Here is a 26,356-nt window from a genome sequence, read left to right as displayed (position 1 = left end):
GTAGGAGTCCAGTGACCGAACAACCGAGAACCATCCCATCAGCCCTCATCCGGGCCGCCGAGGAGTTCGGTGAGCGCGCGGCTATCGCCGATGGCGACACCCGACTGACCTTCGCACAGCTACATCAGCGCGTCCGCGATTTCGCCGGCGCACTGATCAACCGTGGGGTGAAGGCAGGCGACCGCGTCGTCATCTGGGCGCCCAACACGTACCACTGGGTGATCGCCCTGCTCGGCGCTCAGTACGCCGGCGCAGCCATCATCCCGATCAACACGCGCTACACCGGCACCGAAGCACTCGACATCATCGAGCGCGTCGACGCAGCTGCCCTGGTGGTCGTCGGCACGTTCCTCAAGGCCGATCGGTACCAGCAGTTGCTCGACGCCAATCCGGACCTGAGGATCCCCACCGTCATCCAGGTACCGATCGACGGGGACGACGACCGTGACGGCGTCATCGAGTTCGAGGACTTCCTTGCGCTCGCCACCGACGCCGCCCGCACCGAAGCCGATGCGCGTGCCGCGAAGGTACAGCCCGACGACATCAGCGACATCCTCTTCACCTCCGGCACCACGGGACGCAGCAAGGGTGCGATCACCGCGCATCGTCAGTCCATCGCCGTCGCCAAGTCGTGGGGTGAATGCGCCGAGGTCACCGCCGACGACAACTTCCTCATCATCAGCCCGTTCTTCCACACCTTCGGGTACAAGGCCGGAATCCTGGTCTGCCTGTTGAACGGTGCGACGATCGTGCCGGTGTCCGTCTTCAACATCGACGACACCCTCGCATTGGTCAGCAGCGAGAAGATCAGCATCCTGCCTGGCGCCCCGACGATCTACCAGACCATCCTCGATCATCCCCGCCGCAGCGAATACGACCTGTCCTCGCTCCGCATCGCGATCACGGGCGCAGCACCCGTGCCGGTTGCTCTCGTCGAGCGCATGCAAGCAGAGCTTTTCGACGCCGTCCTCACGGCATACGGTTTGACCGAGGCAGTGGTCGCGACCATGTGCCGCACCGACGACGACCCGGTCACCGTCTCCACCAGTTCCGGCCGCGCGACAGCCGATTTCGAGGTCAAGATCGGCGACCAAGGCGAGATCCTGCTTCGCGGACCGAACGTCATGCTCGGGTACCTCGACGACCCGGAATCCACCGCCAAGGCAATCGACGTCGACGGCTGGCTGCACACCGGAGACGTCGGAACCCTCGACGAGCGCGGATATCTCGACATCACCGACCGTCTGAAAGACATGTACGTCAGCGGCGGATTCAACGTCTACCCCGCCGAGATCGAGGGCATGTTGGCTCGCCTGCCCGGCGTCCACGAGTCTGCTGCCATCGGCATCCCCGATCACCGGATGGGAGAGGTGGGCCGCGTCTACATCGCCCAACTCGACGGTGCCGGCCTCACCGAAGAGTCGGTAATCGCCTTCCTCAAGGAGAAGATCGCAGGCTTCAAGGTGCCCCGCGAGGTGCGCTTCGTAGATCACCTGCCCCGTAACCCTTCGGGCAAGGTCCTCAAAACGGTTCTGCGCGAGGAACAATCATGACCGTTCCCTTCGAAGCCGACGTCGTGACCTACGAGGTTCGTGACTCGGTCGCCGTCGTGACCTTGAATCGACCCGACTACCGCAACGCCCAGAACTCGGTGGTCACGTACGCCCTCGACGCGGCATTCCAGCGCGCTGTCGAAGACGACGAGGTGAAGGTGATCGTCCTGGCAGGCAACGGACCTCACTTCAGTGCCGGTCACGACCTGGGAACTCCGGGACGCGACCATCACGTCGAGTACGAGAACAAGGCCACCATGTGGTGGGATCACGTCGACAAGCCAGGCGGTGACCAGCGTTTCGCCCGCGAGATGGAGGTCTACCTGGGCATGTGCCGCCGTTGGCGGGAGATCCCCAAGCCCACCATCGCGATGGTGCAAGGCGCCTGCATTGCCGGTGGGCTCATGCTCGCCTGGGTCTGCGACATGATCGTCGCGGCCGACGACGCCTTCTTCTCCGATCCCGTTGTCCGCATGGGCATCCCCGGCGTCGAATACTTCGCTCACCCGTGGATGGTCGGTTCACGATTCGCCAAGGAAATGCTCTTCACCGGCGATAGGTTCACCGCGCAACGTGCATACGAAATCGGCATGGTGAACCGCGTCGTCGCCCGCAAGCATCTCGAGAAGGAGACGTTCGAGCTCGCCGGACGTATCGCCGAGATGCCGCGCTTCGGACTGGCTTTGACCAAGAAGGCCGTCAATCAGTGCGAGGATCAGATGGGGATGCGCAACGGCATCGACTCCGTCTTCGGTCTGCATCACTTCGCTCACGCTCACAACGCCGAAGTCGGCAAAGACTCGCTTGGTGGTCTCGACGCCAAAGCTATGGCTGCCAGTGCTCGCGCACCGCAGGAAGGAACAAACTAGTGGATCTCGTATTCGACGACGCCACAACCGCATTCCGTGACGAGGTTCGCTCGTTCCTGGAAGCGAATGTGCCCGCGACTCCCCTGAAGTCGATGGATACCGCCGAAGGCTTCGAAGAGCACCGTCAGTGGGAGCACACTCTCGCCGACGCCGGCTACGCCGTCGTCTCCTGGCCCAAGGAACTCGGTGGACGCGATGCGTCCCTGCTCGAGTGGGTCATCTTCGAGGAGGAGTACTACCGCTCGGGCGCGCCCGGCCGCGTAAGCCAGAACGGCATCTTCTTGTTGGCTCCCACACTGTTCGAGCATGCAAATGCCGAGCAGTTGGCTCGCATCCTGCCGCGCATGGCTCGTGCCGACGACATCTGGGCCCAGGCCTGGTCCGAGCCCGAATCCGGTTCCGACCTCGCTAGCCTGCGTTCGAGTGCGAAGAAGGTCGACGGCGGCTGGCTGCTCAACGGTCAGAAGACGTGGAGCTCACGCGCGAGTTACGCCGACTGGGGCTTCGGCTTGTTCCGCTCCGATCCGGATGCGCAGCGCCACAAGGGCATCACGTATTTCATGTTCGACCTCCGGTCGAAGGGTGTCACCGTTCGCCCGATCGATCAGCTCGACGGTGAGCCCGGCTTCGCCGAGATCTTCCTCGAAGACGTCTTCGTTCCGGACGACCCGGCCAACCCAGGTGATTCGGGTGTGATCGGAAACGTCAACGAAGGTTGGCGGGTCGCGATGAGCACCGCGAGCAACGAGCGTGGTCTCTCGCTGCGCAGCCCCGGCCGCTTTCTCGCCACCGTCGACCGCCTGCTCGAGCTGTACAAGTCCAGCGGACGCACCGACGACAGCGCTCTGCGCAACCAGGTCGCCGACGCCTGGATCGGCTCTCGCGCTTACCAACTCAACACATTCGGCACCGTCACCCGTCTGGCCGACGGTGGACAGCTCGGCGCCGAGTCCTCGATCAACAAGGTCTTCTGGTCCGAGTGGGATATCGCCACCCACGAGACTGCTCTCGAACTTCAGGGCCCTGAAGCCGAGTTGGCCGACAACTGGATGGACGGATACCTGTTCTCCCTGTCCGGCCCGATCTACGCAGGCACCAACGAGATTCAGAAAAACGTCATCGCTGAGCGTCTGCTCGGCCTACCGAAGGCGGACCGATGAGATTCGCGCTCGACTCCTCCCACCAGGACTTCGCTGCAAGCATCGATGCGCTGCTGACCAAGTCCGACATGCCCGCCGTCATCCGTTCGTGGAACGACGGTGACACCGAGCCGGGCAAGAAGCTCTGGCAGCGCCTCGCCGAGACCGGCGTCAACGGTCTCGTCATCTCCGAAGAGCACGACGGACTCGGCGCCGACGCCGTCGACCTGGTCGTTGCGCTCGAACAGCTCGGTCGGCACGCAGTACCCGGACCGGTCGTCGAAACGATCGCCGTGGCGCCGACGCTCCTGGCTTCCGTTGCACCGGAACGTCTCTCTGCTCTCGCCGAGGGTTCGCTGGCAACCGTCGCAGCTCCCCCGCGCACACCGTTCGCGCTCGACGCCGATGCGGTGGATCTGGTTCTGCTCGCGCAGGACGGTGCCGTATCACTCGGCGTCCCTGGCGAAGCCAAGGCATCGGTGGATCTCTCCCGCAAGCTCTACGAGGTTTCAGCCGGCGAATCGCTGGGCTCCGCCGACTTCTCGGCCGCCTTCGACATGGGCGCTCTTGCCACTGCCGCGCAGTTGCAGGGCCTGGGCCAGACACTGCTCGAGGTCACCACCGAATACGCGAAGCAGCGCAAGCAGTTCGGCAAGGTCATCGGACAGTTCCAGGCCATGAAGCACCACCTGGCCGAGGTTGCCGTCTCCCTCGAGATGGCTCGCCCCCTGCTGCACGGCGCCGCACTGTCGGTTCGCGATCAGTCGGCCGACGCCTCGCGTGACATCTCTGCGGCCAAGGTCGCGTGCGGGGATGCTGCGTACAAGGCCGCTCGCGTCGGACTCCAGGTTCACGGCGCCATCGGCTACACGATGGAACACGATCTCTCCTTGTGGCTCACCAAGGTACGGGCGCTGCTCACCGCGTGGGGCACACCGTCCGAGCATCGCGCACGCGTCGTCGAAGCGCTGGTTGCATCATGAGCATCGACACCGAAGACCAGGCAGCATTGCGCGCATCGGTACGCGATCTCCTGAGCAAGCATTCCGACTCCGCTGCCGTCCGCGCCGCCATCACCACAGAGATCGGCTACGACGCCGCTTTGTGGAGCAAGCTGTGCGAGCAGATCGGCGTCGCCGCGTTGGCGATTCCGGAGGAGTTCGACGGCGTCGGAGCAGGTTTGGGCGAAGTACACGTGGTCCAGGAGGAATTGGGCCGCACGCTGACCCCGTCACCGATGCTGGGTTCGGCGATTCTTGCCGCACAGGCACTGCTGCTTTCCGGTGACAACGACGCATGCTCGCGACTGCTGCCCGGTGTCGCGTCCGGCGAGAGCACGCTCGCTCTGTGCTGGGCAGGTGCCGCGGGTTGGAGCACCTTCGGCGTCGAGGCAACCGAAGACGCGTTGACCGGCACGGCGTCGTACGTCCTCGACGGACACGTCGCAGACACCCTGCTCGTTCTCACGGCCGACGGGTTCTACGAAGTGGATCCAGCGGCCGAAGGCGTCTCCCGCCGACGCGTCCCCACCATGGATCCGACGCGAACGCTGGCGGAGGTCACGTTCTCCGGTGTTCGTGGTCGGCCACTGGAGTGGTCCGAAGATCTGGTCGATCGGATCCGAACCGTCGTTCTGATCGCCTTGTCCGCGGAACAGGTCGGAGCGGCCTCAGCGATCGTCGAGCAGACCGTCGAATACACCAAGTCGCGCAAGCAGTTCGGTCGCGCGATCGGCTCTTTCCAGGCCCTCAAGCACCGGATGGCCGACATGTACACGTTGGTCGAGACGGCGAGGTCGATGACGTACGCCGCCGTGGCGACGCAGTCGGCGGACGACGCGGCAGTGGCGAAGGTCTACTGCTCGGAAGCCTTGCAGCAGATCACCTCCGAAGCAGTTCAGTTGCACGGCGGAATCGCAATCACCTGGGAGCACGACGCTCAGTTGTACTTCAAGCGTGCACACGGCAGCGCTCAGCTCTTCGGTCAGCCGAGCACCTACCTGCCGAGCCTCGCGCAGGCAGCGGGCCTCTAGGAGACGTCGGTGCTTGTTCGCTCGGGATTGCGAGCGAACAAGCACCACTGGTGCCCAGTCAGTGGAATGCCCAGCAGATTAATAGCTCTGGATCGCGCAGAATCGGTCACCAGACAGCTGTCCATCCCACAGACCGGAGTTTTCTCGTGAATCGATTCGACGACAAGCGCGTCCTCATCAGCGGCGCAGGATCCGGAATCGGCCAGGCCACCGTTGCCCGCATCCTGGCAGAAGGTGGCACCGTCGTCGCCGCCGACATTTCCGAGACCGGCCTCGAACAGACGCTGAACACCGCGAAGGACGCAGGACACTCCGATCGCCTGACCACGGTGAAGGTCGACATCTCCAGCGAAGAGTCTGTTCGCGAACAGGTCGGCGCTGCGCTCAAGGCTCTGGGCGGCCTCGACGTGCTGGTCAATGCGGCGGGCATTCTGCGCTCCGCACACACCCACGAGATGACACTCGATTTCTGGAACACCGTCATCGGGGTCAACCTCACCGGAACATTCCTCATGACGAGGGAGTCCCTGCCGGCACTGCTCGAAAGCGGGGCAGGCGTCGTGGTCAACTTCAGTTCCACGTCGGCCACCTTCGCCCACCCGTATATGACGGCATATGCAGCGTCGAAGGGCGGAATCCAATCCTTCACGCACGCACTTGCACTCGAGTACAGCAAGCAGGGCCTTCGCGCCGTGGCCGTCGCACCCGGCAGCATCGCTTCGGGCATGACCTCCGATCCCGGCTTCCCGGCCGACATCGACTTCACGCTGCTCGGCAAGCTGGCCCCGGCAATCGGTGAGGGTTTCGCTCCCCCGTCCGCGGTCGCCGGCGTGATCGCGATGCTCGCTTCCGAGGACGGCTCGTTTGTCACCGGAACGGAAATCCGCATCGACGGCGGCACGCATATGTGACCACTTGCTGTGCGCCTTTATTAACCGCCGGCGGTTAATAAAGGCGCACAGCAGCGAGGCGGCATACTTAACTGGCCGCCGGGAACCCGTCCGGCGGTACGACGTGCGGTGGGGAGCCAGCGGTGAGCGAGTCAACAGGCACTACGAACCTCGAGCCCGTGCTGATCAGTCCCGTCGTCGGCGGAAAGATCCGCACCTGGTCCGAGGACGAGACCCGCTTGTGGAGCGTCGACGATCCCGCGGCGCTCGGCGCACTGTTGGGACGCGGTCTCGTAGCCCGTACGACCCTGCCGGACAACAAGTTCCGAGAGGTTGCGTTTCTGGATACCCAGACCCAGGCCCTCACTGTGCAGCCGCGCTTCGCTTCCCCTGACAGCACTGCACTTGCCGCACCGTTCAAGCTCACCGAGGCGTCGGCCCCGACGTCCGACGCTTGGGAAGATCTCGAATCGGTACTCGCGTCGGTCGCGATCTCCGCTGCTGGACGTGGCGAATTCTGGCTCGCGGAACTCGGCGGGTGGGATTCTCCGCACGAGCCGAACTGCCTCTTCACGACCGTCGACGAATCGGGACTGGCCAACGCGGTCATGGAGGCCACCCCCGCGCCCGCCGGAACCGGCGTCTGGCCGGAGGTTCCGAGCGGACAAACCGGCGTTTCCGTTTCGGCACCAGCCTCACAGGACACCATCGAGGCTGCCGGAATCTTCGCGGTATCAGCGATCGAGACGTGGGGCGTCACACCGTGGGACATCAACCTCACTTTCGGCAAACTGGTCGATTTCGCCTGATCAGCGGCGCCGACACGCGGCGGTGAGTTGTACGTCTCCCCTCAGCCGACGGCTCACGGTTCGTCACAACACGCCCGATGGCGACGACATCGGGCCCCTCGGTGGGCATACTGAGGGAACTGGGGTTACTCCCGGTCACAAATACCCGTGGATCCGCGTCGGGGCGGGTGCGGTCCGACAACACGCGAGCTGCCACAGACACTGGCGGCTCCGAAAGGTTCAATCATGGCAACCGACCAATTACAGACGGTTGTATTGCACGGCGACCAGCTCAAGTACGTCGACCAAGGCAGTGGCCCCGTTGTGGTGCTCATTCACGGCCTACTGGGCGCGCACTCCAATTGGGAGCCGCAGATCGAGACGCTCTCGCGTCATTACCGCGTGATCGCCCCTGATCTCTTCGGACATGGTGCGTCGGACAAGCCTGCCGGCGACTATTCACTCAGTGCTCACGCCGCCACCGTTCGCGACCTCCTCGAAGCCCTCGATATTCCGTCGGCCACCCTCGTCGGTCACTCCCTCGGTGGTGGGATCGCGATGCAGACGCTGTACCTGTTCCCCGACCGGGTGGAGCGGCTGTGCCTGGTGGCCAGCGGCGGACTCGGCCCCGAGGTGAGCCCACTCCTGCGCGCGGCGACTCTGCCCGGCAGCGAACTGGTACTTCCCGTTCTCGCGTCCAGGACGCTGACCGACGTGACGGACAAAGCGCTCGGACTTTTCAACAAGATCGGCCTGTTCAAGCTCGGTGCCAGCGCGAGTGAGGCCCGTAAGAGCTTTGCTTCGGTGTCGGACGCGTCGACACGTCAGGCATTTCTGGCGACCGCGCGATCGGTCATCAACTACAACGGCCAAACCGTCAATGCCACTCCGCATTTCGCCAACTTCAAGAACCTGCAGGCACTACTGGTGTGGGGCGAGGAAGACACCATCATCCCCAACGCCCACACCGAGAATGCTCGCGCCGAACTACCGCTGGGGCGGGTGGAGATATTCAAGCGCGCCGGGCATTTCCCGCACCTTGACTATCCGGATCGCTTCGACCGTGTCTTCTCCGAATTCATGACGGACTGCGGAGTCGGTATCGGCACCGGACCCAAGGCCGTCAGCAGCTGAACTAGCTCCCCGCAACCAGCTCTTCGAGGTAGCTCGCCACCCCGTCCTCGTCGTTCGTGGGCAAAATTCGGTCGGCGAGCTCGATGACCTCGGCTCTGGCGTTGGCGGGCGCCAGAGCCGTTCCGGCCCAGGTCAGCATCGCAACGTCGTTGAAGGCGTCACCGGCCGCGGCAACTTCCGACGCGTCGATGCCGTCGATCGCGCACAACTGCGCGAGAGCGCTGGCCTTCGAGACGCCCGCTGCAGCCATTTCCATGTACGGAGCCCCGGAGTGGGTCAACTCCACACCCTCGATGCCCGCAGCGACCGCAGTTCGGTACAGGTCGGCGCTGGGAACCTCGGCATGCCGGGCCACGATCTTGACCATCGGCTCCACGTCCAGCGGCAGCGTATCGGCGAGCACCATCTCGTGCAGGTGCCGGTGATGGTCCGCGAACTCGCACAGAGCGGCATACTCCGGCTCGGCAAAGAACTGCGTGGGTCCGACGTTCGCGAACACGACGCCAGGAATCAGAGCACGAACCTGCTCCATAGCTGTTGCAGCCAAAGATGTTTCGATCGAAACGGTGTCGACGATCTCCGGAGTCCCGTCCGCCAGGTCGAGAATGACAGCTCCGTTGGCACACACAGCTTTACCGCGAAATCCGCACGAGCTCGCCAACGTGTGTACCGAATGCCTGGCCCGGGCCGTCGCCCACACAACTTCGATCCCCGCGAGCCGCGCGTTCTCCATGGCCTGCGCGGTGCGCGCCGAAATCGTTCGGTCGGAGCGCAGCAGGGTGCCGTCGAGGTCGGTTGCGAACATACGAATACGGGTCACCAGACAATGATGGCAGTCCGTTCGCAGCCCTCACCAACTACGTGACATGGGCCGTTGCTCTGTCAATTACTTGCTTGGGCCTCGAGAAGGTGCCGACGCATCTCACCGAAGACCACACCCAGCCGCTCGACATCTCGCGGGCTCAGCAGGTCGAACATGCTCTCCCGTACAGCGGCCACGTGCGCCGGGCTTGCCGACGCCAATTTCTCGGCACCCGAGTCGGTCAGCTCCGCATTAGCGCCCCTCTTGTCGTCGACACACTCGACCCGGCGCACCCACCCGGCACCGACCAGCCGATTGACGGCCCTGGTCACACCACTTCGGGTAGCCATCACAGCGTCGGCGAGCTCACTCATGCGCAGTTGCCGGCCGGGCGCTTCGGCGAGAGCGACCAGCAGTTCGAAATCGGTGAAGGAAATGTCGGAGTCTCGCACCAACTGCTGATCGAGAACACGCTGGAGCAGTCGGGTCGAGTCCAGGTAAGCCCGCCAGGCCGTTTGCTCCGAGTCGCTCAACCACCGCGTCGATTCCATGACACCAGCATATCCGAAGTAGTTGACAACGAAATCAAATGATCTATTCTCAATGTAGTTGATCAGTCAACTACCTGTTCGAAGAGAAGGTTCAACCGAGAGGCGGGCGCTATGAGCGACAACAACGCAGTGCAGTTCGAGGAACGCCGGGCCGAGATCAGGGATCGACATCTGCTCCCCGCCGACAAACGACCCGCATCGACCGCACGCGGCCTGCACCATACGGCCCTGATCAGCAGTGACGTCGAACGAACCGTGAAGTTCTACCAGGATCTCCTCGGATTCCCACTCACCGAGTTGATCGAGAACCGTGACTATCCCGGGTCGTCGCACTTCTTCTTCGACATCGGCAATGGCAACCTTCTGGCCTTCTTCGACTTCCCGGGTCTCGACGTGGGCCCGTACCAAGAAGTACTCGGCGGCCTCCACCACATCGCGATCAGCGTCGAACCTGCCAAGTGGGCGAAGCTGCGCACCCAACTGACCGAGGCCGGCGTCGAACTGATCGAGCACAGCGAGGTCTCGTTGTACTTCCGCGATCCCGACGGCGCTCGACTCGAGCTGATCGCCGACCCTCTCGGCGAGATGTACGGCAATCACGTCCTCTGAAAACTTGCTCTCCCCCACACCCTTCGGAAGGCACACCATGACCTCCGCTCTGTCGCAGCCGAACCTCGATATCCGTCGATCCGGGGATCGTTTCAAGTCCAATGCCGGCTGGCTGGACTCGAAGCACTCGTTCTCGTTCAGCAATCACTACGACCCGAAGAACACTCACCACGGTCTTCTCCTGGTCAACAACGACGACATCGTCACGCCCGGAATGGGATTCGACACCCATCCCCACCAGGACATGGAGATCGTCACCTGGGTACTGAGAGGTTCTCTCGTACATCAGGATTCGATGGGGCATTCGGGCGTCATCTACCCCGGTCTTGCCCAGCGGATGAGCGCTGGAACGGGAATCCTGCATTCGGAGAAGAACGATTCGTGGCGACTCGGTGACGTGGCCGGCAGCCATTCCGACAAGCACAGCGACCCGGTTCACTTCATCCAGATGTGGGTCGTCCCCGACGAAGCCGGAATCACTCCCGGCTACGAGCAGTTGGAGATCGACGCCGAATTGCTTGCCGGTGGTCTGGTTCCCGTCGCGTCGGGCATGGACGCGTACGCCGATCACTCGGCAATCCGGATCAAGAACAAGTACGCCGCGATGCACGTCGCGCGTCTGCAACCCGGACAGCCCGTGACCCTGCCGGACGCACCGTTCCTGCATGTTTTTGTCGCCGACGGTCAGGCGGCCATGGAAGGCGTCGGCGTGCTCGAACAAGGTGACGCGGTGCGAGTATCCGGCGGCGGAGGCCAGCAGGTCAGTTCCGATACCGGTGCCGAGGTCATCGTCTGGGAAATGCACGCCACCGTTTCGCAGGGATGACATGAAGTCCTTCTCGTACGACGCTTCACCGGCTCGAATTGTCTTCGGCCAAGGGACGATCCGCGAGATCGCCGAAGAAGTGCGGCGGCTCGGCCGCGGCCGAGTGATGGTGCTGGCAAGCCGTCGACTGGACGCGCTTGCCGCCGACGTCACCGAATCTCTCGGCGACATGGCCGTCGTCCGCTTCGACGGCGCTGTGATGCATACTCCGACCGAAGTCACGACAGCCGCGCTGAAGCTTGCCGAGACCCATCACGTGGACATCGTCGTCGCGATCGGCGGCGGTTCGGCAACCGGGTTGTCCAAGGCACTGGCACTACGAGCGGGGGTCGATCAGATCATCGTTCCGACGACGTATGCGGGTTCAGAAGTCACTCCGGTGTTGGGTGAAACAGACAACGGAAGCAAGACAACTCGCTCGTCGCCCGACATCAGACCCGAAACCGTCGTATACGATGTCGACCTCACTCTCGATCTGCCGCTGGACACCACGGTCACCAGTGCCGTCAACGCGATGGCGCATGCGGTTGAAGCGTTGTACTCCACCGAGTCCAACCCGATCACGGACTTGATGGCGATCGAGGCGATCTCCGGGATCGCCCGTGCGCTGCCGAGCATTGTCGATGATCCGAAAAATCTGGAAGGTAGGGCCGAACTACTGCAAGCAGCCTGGTTGGCCGGAACCTGCTTGGGCACGGTCGGTATGGGGCTTCATCACAAGTTGTGCCACACCCTCGGTGGCAGCTTCGGTTTGCCGCATGCTCCCACCCACACCGTTGTCCTTCCCCAGGCAATGGCGTTCAACGCGCCTGGCGTCCCGGAAGTCATGTCTCGAATAGCGACTGCTCTGGGCGCATCCGATGCCGCTACCGGCGTTTTCGACCTCGTCACCGCGTGCGGCGGACCGACCACTCTGCGAGAACTGGGAATGAGTCACGATCAAATCGAAAATGCAGTCGAACTCGCCACCTCCGCCGCGTATCCGAACCCGCGTGAGATCACCCCGGCAGGCCTGAGCGAACTCCTCGAGAACGCCTGGTCCGGGCGTCGACCCGCCATCAGGTGAGAACTAATCAGGCAGTACCGCCTCGCGGCCTGAAATGTTCGAAGATCAGAATCGTCTCGGTCGCAGCAACCGCCGGATGCGCCGAGAGATTGTTGACGACGAAGTCACGCAACTGCGCCGAATCCGTCGTTGCGACGTGCAGCATGTAGTCGTCGACACCGGCAACGAAGTACACGTTGAGCACCGAGTCCAGCTTGGCGAAATCGTCGCCGAGCCGGCTGAGGTGCGACCGTGCGTTGGCCTGCAGTCGAACTGCGATCATCGCCTGCAGATCCATTCCGAGAGCGGCGGGGTCGATGTCCGCATGGAATCCCCTGATCACGCCGTTGTCCACCAAGGCGCGCACACGTCCGAGGCATGTCGACGGCGCAATTCCCGCGATCGCAGCCAGCGCATTGTTCGGAATCCTCGCGTCCTTCGCCAGCTCTTCGAGCAGAACCCGGTCGATCTCGTCCAACTTCATTGCTGCCCGAACATGCTTCGGCGAGGCAGCCGTCTGAATACCGATTTTTGAACTTTCACGCACCATGCATACAGCGTAGAGAATTATCTTCACTTCTCTTCACTATCTGGCGACGAAACTTCATGCTTGGCACCTGCCATTCGAAGAAACAACAGACTCAGTTCGGAGCCGTGTCATGAAGGTCGGAATCCCCCGCGAGATCAAAAACCACGAGTACCGCGTGGCCATCAGCCCAGCAGGCGTCCACGAACTGGTCGGCCGAGGGCACGAGGTCGTCATCGAAACGGGTGCAGGCGTCGGCTCCTCGTTCAGTGACGAGGATTTCAAGGCCGCGGGCGCGCAGATCCTCGGATCTGCCGATCAGGTCTGGACGGACGCAGATCTACTCCTGAAGGTCAAAGAACCTATTGCAGAGGAGTATTCGCGACTCCGTAAGGATCAGGTTCTCTTCACCTACCTGCACCTGGCGGCGTCGAAGGAATGCACCGACGCGCTCCTGACGTCGAAGACCACCTCCATCGCCTACGAAACAGTTGTCGGTTCCGACGGTTCACTGCCCCTCCTCGCCCCGATGAGTGAAGTAGCCGGACGCCTGGCACCGCAGGCGGGCGCCTATCACTTGATGCGTCACGGCGGCGGACGCGGAGTGCTGATGGGCGGCGTCCCCGGAGTGCGCCCCGCCAAGGTCGTGGTGATCGGTGCGGGAGTCTCCGGTAAGAACGCCATCGCCGTGGCCTACGGCATGCAGGCCGACGTCACCGTTCTCGATCTGTCGATCGCTCGCCTGCGGGAAATCGACGAGCTTTACCACGGCCAGGTCAAGACCATCACGTCCAACAGCCTCGAACTCGAACAGGCTGTACTCGACGCCGACCTCGTCATCGGCGCGGTGCTGGTCCCCGGGGCGAAGGCGCCGACTCTCGTCTCCAACAGCCTGGTGGCGCGTATGAAGCCGGGTTCTGTCCTGGTCGACATCGCCATCGACCAGGGAGGCTGCTTCGAGGATTCACACGCGACCACGCACGCTGATCCGACGTACCAGGTTCACGGTTCGGTCTTCTACTGCGTTGCGAACATGCCCGGAGCCGTCCCCCGTACGTCCACCTACGCACTCACCAACGCGACGCTTCCGTACGTCGTCACCTTGGCCGACAAGGGGTGGAAGGACGCGGTCGCGACAGTTCCCGGCCTGGGGTCAGGTCTGAGCACACACGACGGCCTGCTCCTGTCCGACAGTGTTGCATCGGCGCATGGGTACTCGGCTACCACTCTCTGACCCAGGCAGCTCTGACCCAGGCAGTTCTGACCCAGGCAAGGACAGCTCGAGATCGCTAGCCTTGATCCATGAGCATTCCTGACATCACGCTGAATTCCGGAACCACGATCCCGCAACTCGGCCTCGGAGTCTGGCAGGCCACCAACGACGAAACCGAGCATGCAGTACGGTTCGCACTCGACGAGGCCGGCTACCGGCACATCGACACCGCTGCCGCCTACGGAAACGAAGAGGGCGTCGGACGAGGTATCGCCAACTCGTCCGTCGCGCGAGAGGACATCTTCCTCACCACGAAGCTCTGGAATGCAGATCAGGGCTACGAGCCGGCGTTGAAGGCTTTCGACACCAGCATCGACAAGCTCGGCGTCGACTACGTCGATCTCTACCTCATCCACTGGCCTCTGCAGGACAACGACCGACTCCTCCGCACGTGGGACGCACTCGAAAAGATCGCGGAATCGGGCCGCGCCAAGGCAATCGGGGTGTGCAACTTCGAGCCGCATCATCTGCAGCTTCTCGTCGAACGCGGTGGATTGTTGCCCGCAGTCGATCAGGTGGAACTGCACCCGCACCTCACGCAGCACGCCATTCGCGACAAGGCCGCCGAGCACGGGATCAAGGTCGAATCGTGGAGCCCACTCGGCGGTACCAGTAACGCAGGTTGGGGTAAGGCGTCCAAGCCCAACACCCTGCTCACCGACCCGATCATCACTCGAATCGGTGACCGCCACAGCAAGACTGCCGCGCAGGTCCTGATCCGTTGGCACCTTCAGAACGGCCTGATCGTCATCCCGAAATCCGTACACGATGCTCGAATCGCTCAGAACATCGACGTATTCGACTTCGAACTCACCGATCTCGACCTGAGCGAAATCGATACGCTCGACGACGGTACCCGCGTCGGCGCGCATCCCGATGAACTCAACATCGGTGCACCGAACTGATCAAGCCGCTCGTTTGGTGGGGCGAAGCGCATCGAATCCGTTTCGCCTCACCATCGTTCCGAGGGTCTTCCACCACGGCCGAGCCGGATCCGGCTCGCTTCCGTCGCCCATCCGGTGCAGCTGATCGGTATGCCACTGCAGGTCGAGTGCACCGTCGAGCATCGAGATGTCGGCAACCTTCCCCAACAACTTCCGCGCTCCGAACTCAACAGTCGGCACGGTCAATCGTTCCCGATCCGATTCCAGGAGAACGGTTGCCGCGTCGGGGATCGTGATCGTCGGCCGGCCGAGGCCGATCACGTCGCACGCGCCGGAAGCCAGTGCCTCGACCATCGCCGATCGCGAGCGGAAGCCGCCGGTGACCGCCAAGGGAATGTCGCCGGCAATCGCTCGGACTGTCTCGGCGTACTCGAGGAAATATGCCTCTCGATCGCGAGTGCTCTGCTTCTGCGCTTTACCCATCATGGCCGGCGATTCATAACTGCCACCGCTGATCTCGATGAGATCCACCGACTCTTCGGTCAACGCGCGCACTACTTCTCGCGACTCGTCTTCCGAGAATCCACCTCGTTGGAAATCAGCCGAGTTGAGCTTGACCGAGACCGCGAATCCCGGAGCAACGGCAGAGCGTATGCGCCGAACGATCTCGATCAGAAAACGTCGTCGACGCTCAGGATCTCCACCCCACTCGTCCGTCCGCTGATTGGACAAGGGCGAAAGGAACTGCGCAACAAGATAACCGTGCGCTGCGTGTATCTGCACGCCCCCGAAGCCGGAGGACTCGGCGACGCGAGCGGTTTCCGCGAACTTGTCGATGATCTCGTCGATCTCAGCGGTCGAGAGTTCTCGCGGCGTCGCCATTCCCGGAATCTTCAGCGCGATCGCGCTCGGGGCGACCGGTCTACCTCTGCTGGCAATCGGGTTGGATTGCCGCCCTGGGTGGTTCAGCTGCATCCAGATCTCGGCGCCGCCGTTCTTGGCGGTCTTGGCCCAGGCAGTCAGTGCTTCGGCATCACGATCGTCGTCGACGACGACATTGCCCGGTTCGGCGATCTGCGATCGATCGACCATGACATTGCCGGTGATCAGCAAACCGAACCCGCCACTGCCCCAACGACCGTACAGCGTTTCCAAGCGAGTGGACGGTCCATGAGTGCGGTCACCCAGAGCCTCGCTGAGCGCAGCTTTCATCGTGCGATTCCGCATGATCTGCCCGCAGGGCAAAGTCAATGATTCTCCGAGCGTGGTCATGGATGCCTCTCGTATGAAGGGAAGAAAGTCAATGGCGTGGCGCAGAACCGAAGTGCCGCTTGGTATCGCGCACGAAGCTCGAGAAGATCAGCGAGTTGACCGGTAGCCCGCCGCGCACCGCGAGCGACAGCTTCGGACGCGGCGAGAATGCAAAATTCCACTGCAGTCTCGAACCCACTGCGAGCTCGTCGACGCGGTAGTCCTCCGCGAAGGATTGGAACAGCGGAACATTGGACTGTTCGACGTAAAACGAGTGCCGACGCGTTTCGTCGTCCCAGGTGATGAACTTTTCGCGCATCTGCATCGCACCGCCGCCCACCTCCGCGATTCGGCGCGTGCCGACGCCGTAGGGGCGCGGCGAGGTGTAGTGCACTTTTGTGAGCAGTCGGCACCACGACAAAGGCTCGTCGGCGGTCAGACCGGCCCAGACGGCGTCAGGTTCGGCGGCGAGATCGATCGAGTACGTGAAGATATGCGGTGCCGTGTCGAAGAAATCGACACCGACCGGTTCGAGGTCGAACCAATGTGCCATCGCCTACTCCTGCCCAATTAGCCGTTACATGAAGTTACGGATACTTGACGACCGAAGTCAACCCCCGAAGGCTCAGCGGGACCAAGCCTCAGAACGAGAGAGCCCCTGCAGTGAAGCGATGACCTGTTCGAGCGGCTCGATACTTCGAGTCGTCTGGCACACCGCCACTGCACCTTCGACCGACGTGATCGTCAGGTTTGCCATCGATTTTGCCTGCACTGCAGGATAACCCGCAGTTTCGAGTTGCGATTCGATCAACTTCTGCCATCCCAGCATGACCTCAGCCGACACTTCCGCGACTTCTGGCTCACTGGCACGCGCCAACCCGCCGGCAATCACCGGGCAGCCGATCGCGAAGTCCGAGCGTGTGAGATTGAGTCGCCAGATGTCTCCGACCGCTTCGATCACGTCGGCCGTGGAACCGGTAGCCGCAGCCGAGCTGATCCGTCTGGTGATGATCGCACCGGCCGCGCGCACGGCTTCGACCATCAACTCGGTCTTACCGCCAGGAAAGTGGTGGTAGATCGACCCACGGGGTGCGCCGCTGTGCTTGATGACGTCGCTGAAGGACGTCGCGTCGACACCGTTGCGGCTGATCAGTTCAACCGCACTGCGAATCATGCGATCACGTGAGCTCAGCTCTGCCATGTCACAGATCCTTCGGCCGTCGGTACACCTGTCGACTCATACGCTACGTTATGTATGACGACCTACATAGTGATGGGATGAAACAATGAGTGACGAGACAACCGCGACCGTCGATCCGGCGCAGATGACAGGCCTCGAACTTCTCCGCTGGATGGGAACGCAGGTCAACGACCGACCCAGCATCGGACGCCTCCTCGGCATGGAGATGCGCGAGGTCAACGAAGGATCCGTGAGCTTCGCCCTGACCCCGCGCGCCGATTTCAGCAACCCGCTCGGCACTGTGCACGGCGGCATCTGCGCAACGCTGCTCGACTCGGTCATGGGCTGCGCGGTACACACGATGCTTCCCGCGGGCGTCGGCTACACGACCCTCGAACTCAAGCTCAACTACATCCGCACTGTGCCTCTCGACGGTGACGAGCTGACAGCCCACGGCAGTGTCATTCACGTGGGCGGGCGCACCGCGACCGCAGAGGGCAAGGTCCTCGACAAGAACGGCAAGTTGGTGGCGCATGGAACCACGACGTGCATGATTTTTCGCTGAGCCGACGAAGGATGGCGAGAATGTAGCCGCGCCCGACGTGAGCAGGGTGCGAGTACCGATGTACGATCGGCTCGTGACCCTGCTCACTGCGCACCTCTGGTGGCCCGACCGCTGACGGTCAGCCGCAACTGCGTGCTGCCCGGTCCGATATCGGGTGGTCCAGCAGGCTCCTCTCAGGATCCCCGATCCGGCAAATGCCGTACGCGTCGTCGCTACGACCGCCAAGATCAGGTACCGAATCCACGAAGGAGAGTTAGTTGACCACCACCCCACTCAACCGTTCGCTCGAGCCTTTGGGCGTCTCCATCCCGTCGAAAGTGCCGACGCACTGGTACAACCTGGCGGCTGACCTCCCCGAGCCTGTTCCCCCGCACCTGCATCCGGGCACTCGTGAGCCGCTCGGCCCCGAGGACTTGGCGCCGCTGTTCCCGATGAACCTCATCGCGCAGGAAGTCGCAACCGAGCGCTACATCGAGATCCCGGAGACGGTTCGCGAGATCTACGGCATGTGGAGGCCCTCTCCCTTGTTCCGCGCGCACCGACTCGAGCGCGCTCTGGGCACACCTGCTCGCATCTACTACAAGTACGAAGGCGTGAGCCCGGTCGGTTCACACAAGCCGAATACTGCTGTCGCGCAGGCTTACTACAACGCAATCGAGGGAACCACCAAGCTCACCACCGAAACCGGTGCGGGACAGTGGGGTGCGTCGCTGTCGTTCGCGGGCGCGCTGCTCGGACTCGACGTCGAGGTATGGCAGGTTCGCTCGTCCTTCGATTCGAAGCCGTACCGACGCATCCAGATGGAGGCGTACGGCGGAATCTGTCACCCGTCGCCTTCGGACCTGACGGAAGCCGGACGCGCACTGTTGAAGTCGCATCCCGACACCACCGGCTCGCTCGGTATGGCCATCAGTGAGGCCGTCGAGGTCGCTGCGCAGGATCCGAACACGCACTACTCACTCGGTAGCGTGCTGAACCACGTCATGCTGCACCAGACCGTGATCGGTCAGGAAGCAATGGTCCAGCTCGAAGAAGCCGGCGACGCCGTCCCCGACACCGTGTTCGGTTGCGCCGGTGGCGGTTCCAACCTCGCCGGACTCACCTTCCCGTTCCTGGGACGAAACCTTCGCGAAGGCACCAAGACTCGTCTGGTCGCCTGCGAGCCGTCGGCATGCCCGTCCCTCACCCAGGGCGAGTACCGCTACGACTTCGGTGATGTCGCCGGCCTGACGCCGCTGCTCAAGATGCACACTCTGGGTAAGGATTTCGTACCGCCGGCCATCCATGCCGGTGGCCTCCGCTACCACGGCATGTCGCCGATGGTCTCGCACGCGGTCAACCTCGGACTCATGGATGCAATTGCCGTCGATCAGGACGACGCACTCCAGGCAGGTCTGATTTTCGCCCGCGCCGAAGGAATCATCCCGGCTCCGGAATCAACCCACGCGGTTGCCGGCGCTATCGCTCACGCCCGTGCCGTCACCGAACCCGAGGTGATCGTGATCGGGCTGTCCGGCAACGGTCAGTTGGATCTTCCGGCGTACTCGCCTTACGTCTGACGCCGTCGGTGTGGTGGTCTCGTGCGTACGAGGCCACCACACTTCGTCACACCGAGCACGTGGGCTCGATCTCGCGATCGACATCGTGCCGGCCGTCCGCGAAACGAACCGATCAGTTTGATCGATCGGTTACGGTCTTTCGATGCAGCTTCGGTTGAAGGAACATTGGAAACTGGTCGCACTCGGACTGGCATTGCTCGTGGCGATCGCGTTCATCGTCGTATCGGTAATCTCCGACTCCAGTGATGCGGCATGGCCGAAGCAGAAGACAGGCGGTCCGATCGTCGAGCAAGGCGTTGTCGACGTAGACCTCTCCGATCCTCCGCAACAAGCCTGGGAACTCGATGTCCGAGCGCTCACGGACAACCCCGGGGACGTGCTGCTGTCGATGCCTTCCACGCTCGATAGCTACTACGGCTACGGCAACACGTACCAAGTCAGTGACGTGCTGGTGGCCGCGACTGCTTATCCGCTTCCCAAGACCGACGAGTCTTCGTCGAGTCAGGGAGTCGGTGCCGTCACACTCGTCGGGGTGAATCCCGACGACGGAAGTCCGCTGTGGAAAACGCGAATCGGCGGAGTCATCGGCCAGTGCAGTCAGCAGAACGAATCCACGATCATCGCGTGCTGGGGCGATCGACGGATGATCTTTGTCGATACCGCGACCGGAACTCTGATGTCCGACCTCGGAACCGACTTCGATCTCAATGGCGCCACCATCGCCGGAGACACCGTGTACACGTCCGGCGAAAGGATGGACGGAACGGTTCGAACACGAATTCTTGCCAGCGGCACCACAACCAATTTGACTGCCAACTTCGTGCGTACCTTCGAACCAAGTGAGAAGTTCGGAGCCGTCTACACGGTCCCTCACACCGACACTGTCATTGCGATGGAACAGGGCGACGGCGGGGACCCGCAAGTACCGCTATCGAATCTACGATCTGCAGTCCGGCGCCGAGCGATTCCGATTCGAGGGCGATTCGCTTGTCCCTACCGGGAACGGATTGTTCCTCACCAGTGTCGGCGGCCGGTCGGGATATGCCGGAACCCAAAACCTCTTGGCTTCCGACGGATCCACGATTCGTGCGATACCGATTCCCTCGTACTCATCGTCGTCCTACCCGAGTAAGCCCTCGACGGCGGTGCCGATGTTTCTCGGCGACGGCGCCTACGATCCGGAGTCGGGTGACGAACTCTGGCGCAGTTCACAAATCGTCAACACCGCGACGGCCGGGACAGGAAGCGCCATCGCCGCAGTGGTAGGAAAAACAATCCTCGTCACGTCGCCGGAGACCCGCACAATCTCGGGTCTCGACGTCGAGAGTGGCCGACAACTGTGGCAAACACCCTGGCAAGACGCGTACTGGGTTCGAAGCGGTGCGACTGATGGCGATCACTTCGTCTTCAGCGACTACACCGGCATGCATTCGATCAGGGCTCGCGACGGAAAGATGATGTGGTCGGTCCCCCTTCCGCCAGAGGTCGATCCGCGCGGAGTCGTCGTCTCGAATGCCGGCAAAAACGTGTCGTTCTCCTGGCAAAACCACTTCACCGTTTGGCGTTAGGCCGGCAACATCACCGATACCGTGTCGTACTGACCAGCCAGTTCAGCAGCAAGCAAATGGCTAGACGTGCAGCATCAATGGCCACAATCCAGTCTGGCGCGTTTGTTCAATTTCGGGGGAACGATCTCGAACAACTGCATATATCTCCGCGACTCCCATTTCGGAAAGATCAGACCAGACCTGCAGTGAGGGGTGCGTAAAAATCGCACCGACTCAGGTATCTGATCCAACCCAACCGTAAAGGGAGCCAACGGGATGGTCGCGAAATCCCCAATTTGCAGTCGGCAACAAATAGTCCAGTTTGCGCGCAAACATCTGCGTACCGGGGGACCGAACTCAGACCAAATTCGTCGTCATTTCGGTTTGCAAAAACGCGCGTTCTTCACGCAGCTCGACACCCATCTGGACGATTCTGCACTTTCAATGCCCGAAAAAGTTGCACTCCGCCGCATCTGCCGACAGGAGGATAGAAGGTGCCCGATCAAACGTATGAACGTCTCAGCAGGTCAAGCCAACCCACCCCGGCCGATGTACGACGCGCTTCCTTTCCCACCCCAGAACCATCATGCTTGACGATCGAAAGCCGCCAACTACGTTCAGCCGCTGGATTCTTCCGCAGTCCCCTCTTCTCGGATCGGGATCATCGGAGATCCAACAGCCGCGCGACTTTCAGGCTCAAATGCAAGGCCAACCGGTCGTCGCCGTTTGCCAAGTCTGCTCGTGTTATCTCCTGAATTCGCCGCAAGCGATAGTACAAGCTCCCTCGATGCACACAGAGCGCCTCTGACGTTCGCTTTACGTCACCGGCATTGTCCAAAAAGCTCTCCAGCGTCGCGAGAAGAGCCTCACTTTTCGAGTCCTCATGGCTGAGCAAGGACTGCAAACCTGAGTGAATACTGTTCTCGAGTCGATCCTCCGACAGTTCGGCCAGAAGTCCGTAGACGCCGAGATCCCGATAACGCACAACATTTCCGAGCACCTTGACGACCTGGGCCACATCTGCGGAACGTCTGGACTCTTCGTAGGATTCGCGCACATCCGCAACCGAGGTTCGCGGTTCACCGATACCGACCCAACATTCGATGTTCTGGCGCCCACTTTCAGACAAGACTCGCTCCCGGGCTGCCACGATCAGCGAGTCCAGATGGGTTTGAGTCGAGCGTTCGGCCACCGATACGATCAACAGACTGTGGTCGGGGCGGTCGAGTTGGATTGCACTGTTCCGCGGGAGCCTCCGACGAAGCTGATCGACGCCGACGGCAACACTCAGACGATCTCTTTCGGTCAATGTCGACTGGTCGCCAGGACGGAGCAACACAGTGACCACGACTGCTGGACCCGCAGCCAACAAGCCCTCCTCGGCCAACCTGTTTGCCGCGTCCTCGCGCAGCGACCGCTCGCCCGACAGGACGTCTCGAGTAAGTTCCCGCTCCCGACTTCGGGACAACTCGTCCAGCAACTGTTCGCGGTGGAGGATCATCGCTGCCGCATCAGCCGTGCGCCTCAAGACCTCGGCTTGATCCTCGTCAACTTCGCCCTCCGAAGTCAACAGCCAGACGAAGCCCAGCAGCGCATTGCGGTACCGGATCGGCATCCCGACCCGGCCAAGGGTCAGCCCTAGTTCTTCGTTGACGGGAACAGTGAAGAGATCGAGGGCTTCACGGCCTCCACTCGCGTAGATGAAGTCTACGATCTCGCGTGAAACATTCCGCTGTAGAACGGAATTCATTCTGACTGAATCGACGGCACTGTCATGCGAGTTGTACGCGAGCAGACGAATCTGTACATCATCGATCGCAACGGAACGGTCCAGTCGGCGCCCGGTAGTGTCCACCAAATGCTGTAGTTCTCCGACCATGGTCGAACTGTACGAGCCCCCTCTCCGGTTTGCAACATATGCCCAAATTTCTACGTAGAAAATTGAACACATGACAGTGATGCAACTAACTTTTGCGCCATAGGCTCGCTTCATGCCAAGCACTCGAGACCCGTGACGTCTTCACTCGGTCCACAAACCGGCAGAAGTGGCAGCGACGAGAGCTGTTGCAGCCGTGGGATTTGCATAGTGGGGCGCGAGGCCGGCCGGCACGATCTCCCTCAGACGAGGTCGCCTCCGACCCGAAATCGACAAACGACCTTCGTTCGCCAGTTCAACATCGAATCCCACCGACCTCTTTCAATGTCGAATACCTCGAATGACATCGGTGACCGTGATGTCGCAAAGCCGTTGCCATTCAGCATATCCCGAGAGGAATCATCATGACCGGCACAGCGAATGCTCCTGCAGGGCATCAAACCGAGACTCCACCTGGACGTCGATCGGCGCGCCGTAGGGCCCTGATCGCCGGGGCGACAGGCAACATCGTCGAATGGTTCGATTTCACGATCTACGGTTTCACTGCCGCAGTTCTCGCGACAGTGTTCTTCCCTCCGGAGTTCGGCAGTGGCGCACTGCTTGCCACCTTCGCTCTTTACGGAGTCGCCTTCTTGGCCAGACCTGCCGGCGGCATATTCTTCGGACGGCTTGGTGACCGCCTCGGCCGACGGAGGTCACTGTCCCTGGCAATTACGCTCATGGGCTGCTCGACGGCGGCAATCGGTCTCCTACCGACGTACGCTTCGATCGGTGTTGCCGCACCGCTGTTGCTGCTGCTGTGCCGATTGGTTCAAGGATTCTCGGCCGGGGGCGAATACACCGGAGCTGCCACCTTCGTCGTCGAGCATGCGCCGTCCCACCGCCGAGGCTTGTACGCAGGGATAATCAGCTCTTCGTCATTTGTCGGCAGCATCTTGGCCACGGTCACAGTCTTGTCATTCAGCTCGGTCGGCGCTGAGCACTTCGCCGACGGAGGATGGCGTTGGCCGTTCATCATCGGAGGCGTTGTCGCCATGGTGGGCCTGTTCATGAGGCTTGCCGTCGAGGAGACTCCGGCGTTCAAGGAAATGCAAGAAAACGATTCCCTTCCAACCCGCCCACTCGCAGATCTGTTCCGCAATCACTGGCGGACTCTGCTCACGTCCTTCGTGTACTTCGCCTCGCTCGGTGTCGTTACTCATATGCTGCTCGGCTACATGCCGACATTTCTGGTTCTCTCAGCCGATGTTCCGAGCACGGTTGCACTGCTGATGACAACCGGCGCTTTGGTTCTCGCAGTACCGCTGTTCATCTTCTTCGGCGCCACAGTCGACCGAATCGGCCGGAGGCCACTCGTCAGAATCGGCATGGTGATGTCAGTTTTCGTCTCGGTGCCCAGCTACATGCTCATCGGTACCGGAAACATTTTCGCGATTGCCGTTGCACTGGCTTCTCTGGTCCTCGCGCTTTCCTTACTCGCGTCCGCTTTGCTCGTAATTCTCGAAATGATGCCGACGCATGCGCGATTCACCGGCACGGCAATCCCCTACAACATCGCATATGCACTTTTTGCAGGGACCGCTCCTCTGGTGTGCGCAGCACTGGTCAACGCCACTGGAAGCGATCTGTCGCCTGCCTTCTATGCGACCGCCATCGCTTTGATCGCGCTTCCCATTCTGTGGCGAGGGATTCCGGAAACGAAAAACTGGTCTGCCACGCAGGGCAGCCCGACGAAACATTTCTGACAACGGACGCGCCACGGGTGTGATTTTTTGCGCAGCTGTCGATAGCGTTCCGATGGCCGCCACGAGAGAGTTGAGGACGACGAACACCTCTGGACTTTCAGGTGCCAAATTCATTAAGACAGAGCCGAATCCGAGAAGTCGGGATGAAGCTCTCCAGAGGAAGTCGACGGCGTCGGAATTACCAGAACCCAAGCTTGCCGGATCGAACAGCTGTGCTTTCGATCCGGCGAAGCCATCAGTAGAAAGAGAGGCCGAAAGTGCCTACCGACAAGACCGATGCAGTTGTGGTCGGAGCTGGAGTGATCGGCAGCTCCATCGCCTACGAACTGGCCGCTCGAGGCTACGAAGTCCTGGTCATCGACAAGTCTGGTGGTCCGGGCTACGGCTCGACCAGTGCATCCAGTGCGGTTATCCGGTTCAACTACTCCACATTCGACGGTATGGCTGCGGCTTGGGAGTCGCTGCATTGCTGGCAAAACTGGAGCGAGCATCTCAACGCGACAGTCGACGGCGCGCTTGCGAAGTTTCGGCAATGCGGGATGGCACTGCTCGATGTCGACGTCGCGCCCCACGCGCGCACGATCGGATTATTCGAGAAGATAGGAATCGATTACCAGCTTTGGGACGCAACGACACTCGTCGAGAAGATTCCCGGTATCGACGCCGGCAAATACTATCCTCCGAAGCCAGTCGACTCGGAGTCCTTCTTCGCAGATGCCGAAACCACGCTCGGCGCGCTGTACACACCTCAGGCGGGGTTCGTCGACGACCCGCAACTGGCTGCCGCGAATCTTGCTGCGGCAGCACGTTCGCACGGTGCGGTTTTCGCATACAACACGCGTGTAGTGGCAGTCGAGCAGTTGCCTGACGGCATCTGGCAGCTAGGGCTCGACGACGGGGAAAGTGTGAAATCCAAGATTGTCGTCAATGCCGCCGGCCCCTGGTCAGGAGCGTTCAACAAGCTGTCGAACGTCGGGGCCGACTTCAAGGTTTCGGTTCGGCCCTTGCGCCAGGAAGTTCATCACGTCACCGCACCCACTGGCTACAACGACGACGAGATCCTCGGCCCGATGATCGCCGATTTGGATCTCGGAACCTACATGCGAGCCGAACCTGGAAACGGTTTCCTTGTCGGCGGAACCGAACCGGATTGCGATCCGCTCGAGTGGATCGACGACCCTGATACCGCCAACCCGAATCGCACTGTTGCCCGGTTCGAAGCGCAGGTTTTCCGCGCCGCCAGGCGTTTCCCCACCCTGGAGGTCCCGTCACAACCGAAAGGTATTGCCGGCGTGTACGACGCAGCATCCGACTGGACCCCGATCTATGACAAGACAGACAGGCAAGGTTTCTACGTCGCCATGGGCACCAGCGGGAACCAATTCAAAAATGCGCCCATCGCTGGGCGCCTCATGTCCAGGATCATCGACCAGGTGGAAGCTGGACACGATCACGACGCTGATCCCCTGACCTATGTCGGGATGCACACCGGGCTCGAAATCGACCTCGGCGCATTCTCCCGCCTTCGGGCACCCAATGCCGAGTCGACCGGGACGGTCATGGGTTAGAAGTCTTGTCCGGCTTGGAGAATCGATAGCCGCGACAACTGAATAGACACGGCTGTGGGTGTCCGCTACGTGGTGGACACCCACAGCCGACTTCTCCTTCAACGGCGTCTACGGAAAATCGCCCTAGAACGTGTCAGCGGCACA

26 protein-coding genes are annotated in these 26,356 nt (G+C 61.8%); 19 read left to right on the top strand and 7 right to left on the bottom strand.

Annotated elements, in window-relative coordinates; translation table 11 throughout:
• Positions 1-11: 11 nt before the first annotated feature.
• The 8 genes from ATN38_RS28270 to ATN38_RS28235 all read left to right on the top strand — a co-directional run bounded on the left by ATN38_RS28270 (position 12) and on the right by ATN38_RS28235 (position 8,405).
• Positions 12-1,553, top strand: coding sequence for a FadD3 family acyl-CoA ligase (locus tag ATN38_RS28270; protein WP_073512011.1), 1,542 nt, complete (start codon positions 12-14; stop codon positions 1,551-1,553).
• Positions 1,550-2,422 carry an enoyl-CoA hydratase gene (locus tag ATN38_RS28265; RefSeq protein ID WP_007734183.1) on the top strand — a complete coding sequence of 291 codons (873 nt, stop codon included), beginning with the start codon at positions 1,550-1,552 and terminating at the stop codon, positions 2,420-2,422. The genes ATN38_RS28270 and ATN38_RS28265 overlap by 4 nt, the downstream gene beginning before the upstream one ends.
• The gene (locus tag ATN38_RS28260; protein WP_073512012.1) at positions 2,422-3,582 is read left to right on the top strand and encodes an acyl-CoA dehydrogenase family protein; all 1,161 of its coding nucleotides are present in this window, start codon (positions 2,422-2,424) and stop codon (positions 3,580-3,582) included. The genes ATN38_RS28265 and ATN38_RS28260 overlap by 1 nt, the downstream gene beginning before the upstream one ends.
• Complete coding sequence (locus ATN38_RS28255) at positions 3,579-4,544, top strand: acyl-CoA dehydrogenase family protein (protein ID WP_007734178.1); 966 nt, start codon at positions 3,579-3,581, stop codon at positions 4,542-4,544. Before ATN38_RS28260 ends, ATN38_RS28255 begins: the two co-directional genes overlap by 4 nt.
• Positions 4,541-5,593, top strand: a complete 1,053-nt coding sequence (locus ATN38_RS28250; RefSeq protein WP_218749145.1) for an acyl-CoA dehydrogenase family protein — start codon at positions 4,541-4,543, stop codon at positions 5,591-5,593. Before ATN38_RS28255 ends, ATN38_RS28250 begins: the two co-directional genes overlap by 4 nt.
• A 146-nt stretch (positions 5,594-5,739) precedes the next feature.
• Positions 5,740-6,504, top strand: coding sequence for an SDR family NAD(P)-dependent oxidoreductase (locus ATN38_RS28245; protein WP_054827265.1), 765 nt, complete (start codon positions 5,740-5,742; stop codon positions 6,502-6,504).
• A gap of 122 nt (positions 6,505-6,626) precedes the next feature.
• Positions 6,627-7,292 carry a hypothetical protein gene (locus ATN38_RS28240; RefSeq protein WP_064075164.1) on the top strand — a complete coding sequence of 222 codons (666 nt, stop codon included), beginning with the start codon at positions 6,627-6,629 and terminating at the stop codon, positions 7,290-7,292.
• Between the two features lie 225 nt (positions 7,293-7,517).
• On the top strand, positions 7,518-8,405 hold the full coding sequence (locus ATN38_RS28235) for an alpha/beta fold hydrolase (protein WP_003945464.1): 888 nt from the start codon (positions 7,518-7,520) through the stop codon (positions 8,403-8,405).
• A 1-nt stretch (position 8,406) separates the two neighbouring features.
• Here the strand turns inward: ATN38_RS28235 and ATN38_RS28230 are convergent, their stop codons facing one another.
• Positions 8,407-9,225: an HAD family hydrolase gene (locus ATN38_RS28230; RefSeq protein ID WP_003945542.1), complete on the bottom strand. Its 819-nt coding sequence runs from the start codon at positions 9,223-9,225 to the stop codon at positions 8,407-8,409.
• A gap of 62 nt (positions 9,226-9,287) precedes the next feature.
• A complete protein-coding gene (locus ATN38_RS28225; RefSeq protein ID WP_007734171.1) occupies positions 9,288-9,758 on the bottom strand; it encodes a MarR family winged helix-turn-helix transcriptional regulator in 471 nt (156 codons plus the stop codon).
• A 111-nt stretch (positions 9,759-9,869) separates the two neighbouring features.
• Here ATN38_RS28225 and ATN38_RS28220 point away from each other — a divergent pair, with 111 nt between their 5' ends.
• The 3 genes from ATN38_RS28220 to ATN38_RS28210 are packed head-to-tail and all read left to right on the top strand — an operon-like array spanning position 9,870 to position 12,259.
• Positions 9,870-10,367, top strand: a complete 498-nt coding sequence (locus ATN38_RS28220) for a VOC family protein (RefSeq protein ID WP_054781329.1) — start codon at positions 9,870-9,872, stop codon at positions 10,365-10,367.
• A 37-nt stretch (positions 10,368-10,404) separates the two neighbouring features.
• The gene (locus ATN38_RS28215; RefSeq protein WP_218749144.1) at positions 10,405-11,193 is read left to right on the top strand and encodes a pirin-like bicupin family protein; all 789 of its coding nucleotides are present in this window, start codon (positions 10,405-10,407) and stop codon (positions 11,191-11,193) included.
• A gap of 1 nt (position 11,194) precedes the next feature.
• Positions 11,195-12,259 (top strand): maleylacetate reductase, encoded by a 1,065-nt coding sequence (locus tag ATN38_RS28210; protein ID WP_218749142.1) that lies wholly within the window; start codon positions 11,195-11,197, stop codon positions 12,257-12,259.
• Between the two features lie 7 nt (positions 12,260-12,266).
• On the opposite strand, the gene ATN38_RS28205 is transcribed toward ATN38_RS28210, so the two are convergent.
• The gene (locus ATN38_RS28205; RefSeq protein WP_218749141.1) at positions 12,267-12,788 is read right to left on the bottom strand and encodes an Lrp/AsnC family transcriptional regulator; all 522 of its coding nucleotides are present in this window, start codon (positions 12,786-12,788) and stop codon (positions 12,267-12,269) included.
• Between the two features lie 109 nt (positions 12,789-12,897).
• Between ATN38_RS28205 and ald the strand changes: the two genes are divergently transcribed.
• Together ald and ATN38_RS28195 are read left to right on the top strand one after the other, a co-directional pair.
• Positions 12,898-13,998 (top strand): alanine dehydrogenase, encoded by a 1,101-nt coding sequence (ald, locus tag ATN38_RS28200; protein ID WP_218749137.1) that lies wholly within the window; start codon positions 12,898-12,900, stop codon positions 13,996-13,998.
• Positions 13,999-14,066: 68 nt separating this feature from the next.
• Positions 14,067-14,942: an aldo/keto reductase gene (locus tag ATN38_RS28195; RefSeq protein ID WP_007734162.1), complete on the top strand. Its 876-nt coding sequence runs from the start codon at positions 14,067-14,069 to the stop codon at positions 14,940-14,942.
• Here ATN38_RS28195 and ATN38_RS28190 read toward each other — a convergent pair whose 3' ends face one another.
• The 3 genes from ATN38_RS28190 to ATN38_RS28180 form a co-directional block, all read right to left on the bottom strand.
• Positions 14,943-16,193, bottom strand: coding sequence for an NADH:flavin oxidoreductase/NADH oxidase family protein (locus tag ATN38_RS28190; RefSeq protein WP_218749136.1), 1,251 nt, complete (start codon positions 16,191-16,193; stop codon positions 14,943-14,945).
• 28 nt (positions 16,194-16,221) lie between these two features.
• Complete coding sequence (locus ATN38_RS28185; RefSeq protein ID WP_218749135.1) at positions 16,222-16,725, bottom strand: SRPBCC family protein; 504 nt, start codon at positions 16,723-16,725, stop codon at positions 16,222-16,224.
• Between the two features lie 72 nt (positions 16,726-16,797).
• Positions 16,798-17,373, bottom strand: coding sequence for a TetR/AcrR family transcriptional regulator (locus tag ATN38_RS28180; protein WP_007734151.1), 576 nt, complete (start codon positions 17,371-17,373; stop codon positions 16,798-16,800).
• An 85-nt stretch (positions 17,374-17,458) separates the two neighbouring features.
• On the opposite strand from ATN38_RS28180, the gene ATN38_RS28175 reads away from it, so the two are divergent.
• From ATN38_RS28175 to ATN38_RS32980, 4 genes are all read left to right on the top strand, one after another.
• A complete protein-coding gene (locus tag ATN38_RS28175) occupies positions 17,459-17,917 on the top strand; it encodes a PaaI family thioesterase (protein ID WP_003945940.1) in 459 nt (152 codons plus the stop codon).
• Positions 17,918-18,174: 257 nt separating this feature from the next.
• The gene (locus ATN38_RS28170) at positions 18,175-19,476 is read left to right on the top strand and encodes a TrpB-like pyridoxal phosphate-dependent enzyme (RefSeq protein WP_003945451.1); all 1,302 of its coding nucleotides are present in this window, start codon (positions 18,175-18,177) and stop codon (positions 19,474-19,476) included.
• A 142-nt stretch (positions 19,477-19,618) separates the two neighbouring features.
• Positions 19,619-20,608 (top strand): hypothetical protein, encoded by a 990-nt coding sequence (locus ATN38_RS28165; protein ID WP_256932193.1) that lies wholly within the window; start codon positions 19,619-19,621, stop codon positions 20,606-20,608.
• Between the two features lie 19 nt (positions 20,609-20,627).
• On the top strand, positions 20,628-21,044 hold the full coding sequence (locus tag ATN38_RS32980; protein WP_256932192.1) for a PQQ-binding-like beta-propeller repeat protein: 417 nt from the start codon (positions 20,628-20,630) through the stop codon (positions 21,042-21,044).
• A gap of 640 nt (positions 21,045-21,684) precedes the next feature.
• Here the strand turns inward: ATN38_RS32980 and ATN38_RS28160 are convergent.
• Positions 21,685-22,902, bottom strand: coding sequence for a CdaR family transcriptional regulator (locus tag ATN38_RS28160; RefSeq protein ID WP_041814672.1), 1,218 nt, complete (start codon positions 22,900-22,902; stop codon positions 21,685-21,687).
• A gap of 401 nt (positions 22,903-23,303) precedes the next feature.
• Here ATN38_RS28160 and ATN38_RS28155 point away from each other — a divergent pair, with 401 nt between their 5' ends.
• Positions 23,304-24,644 carry an MFS transporter gene (locus ATN38_RS28155; RefSeq protein ID WP_058039219.1) on the top strand — a complete coding sequence of 447 codons (1,341 nt, stop codon included), beginning with the start codon at positions 23,304-23,306 and terminating at the stop codon, positions 24,642-24,644.
• A 257-nt stretch (positions 24,645-24,901) separates the two neighbouring features.
• On the top strand, positions 24,902-26,212 hold the full coding sequence (locus tag ATN38_RS28150; RefSeq protein WP_042449434.1) for an FAD-binding oxidoreductase: 1,311 nt from the start codon (positions 24,902-24,904) through the stop codon (positions 26,210-26,212).
• The last annotated feature ends 144 nt before the right edge of the window (positions 26,213-26,356 follow it).

It is taken from the genome of Rhodococcus sp. FH8 (assembly GCF_019266085.1).
GTDB lineage: Bacteria > Actinomycetota > Actinomycetes > Mycobacteriales > Mycobacteriaceae > Rhodococcus_F > Rhodococcus_F qingshengii.
Note: the sequence above shows the minus strand (reverse complement) of the source record. Positions and strands in the feature narration are given on the sequence as shown.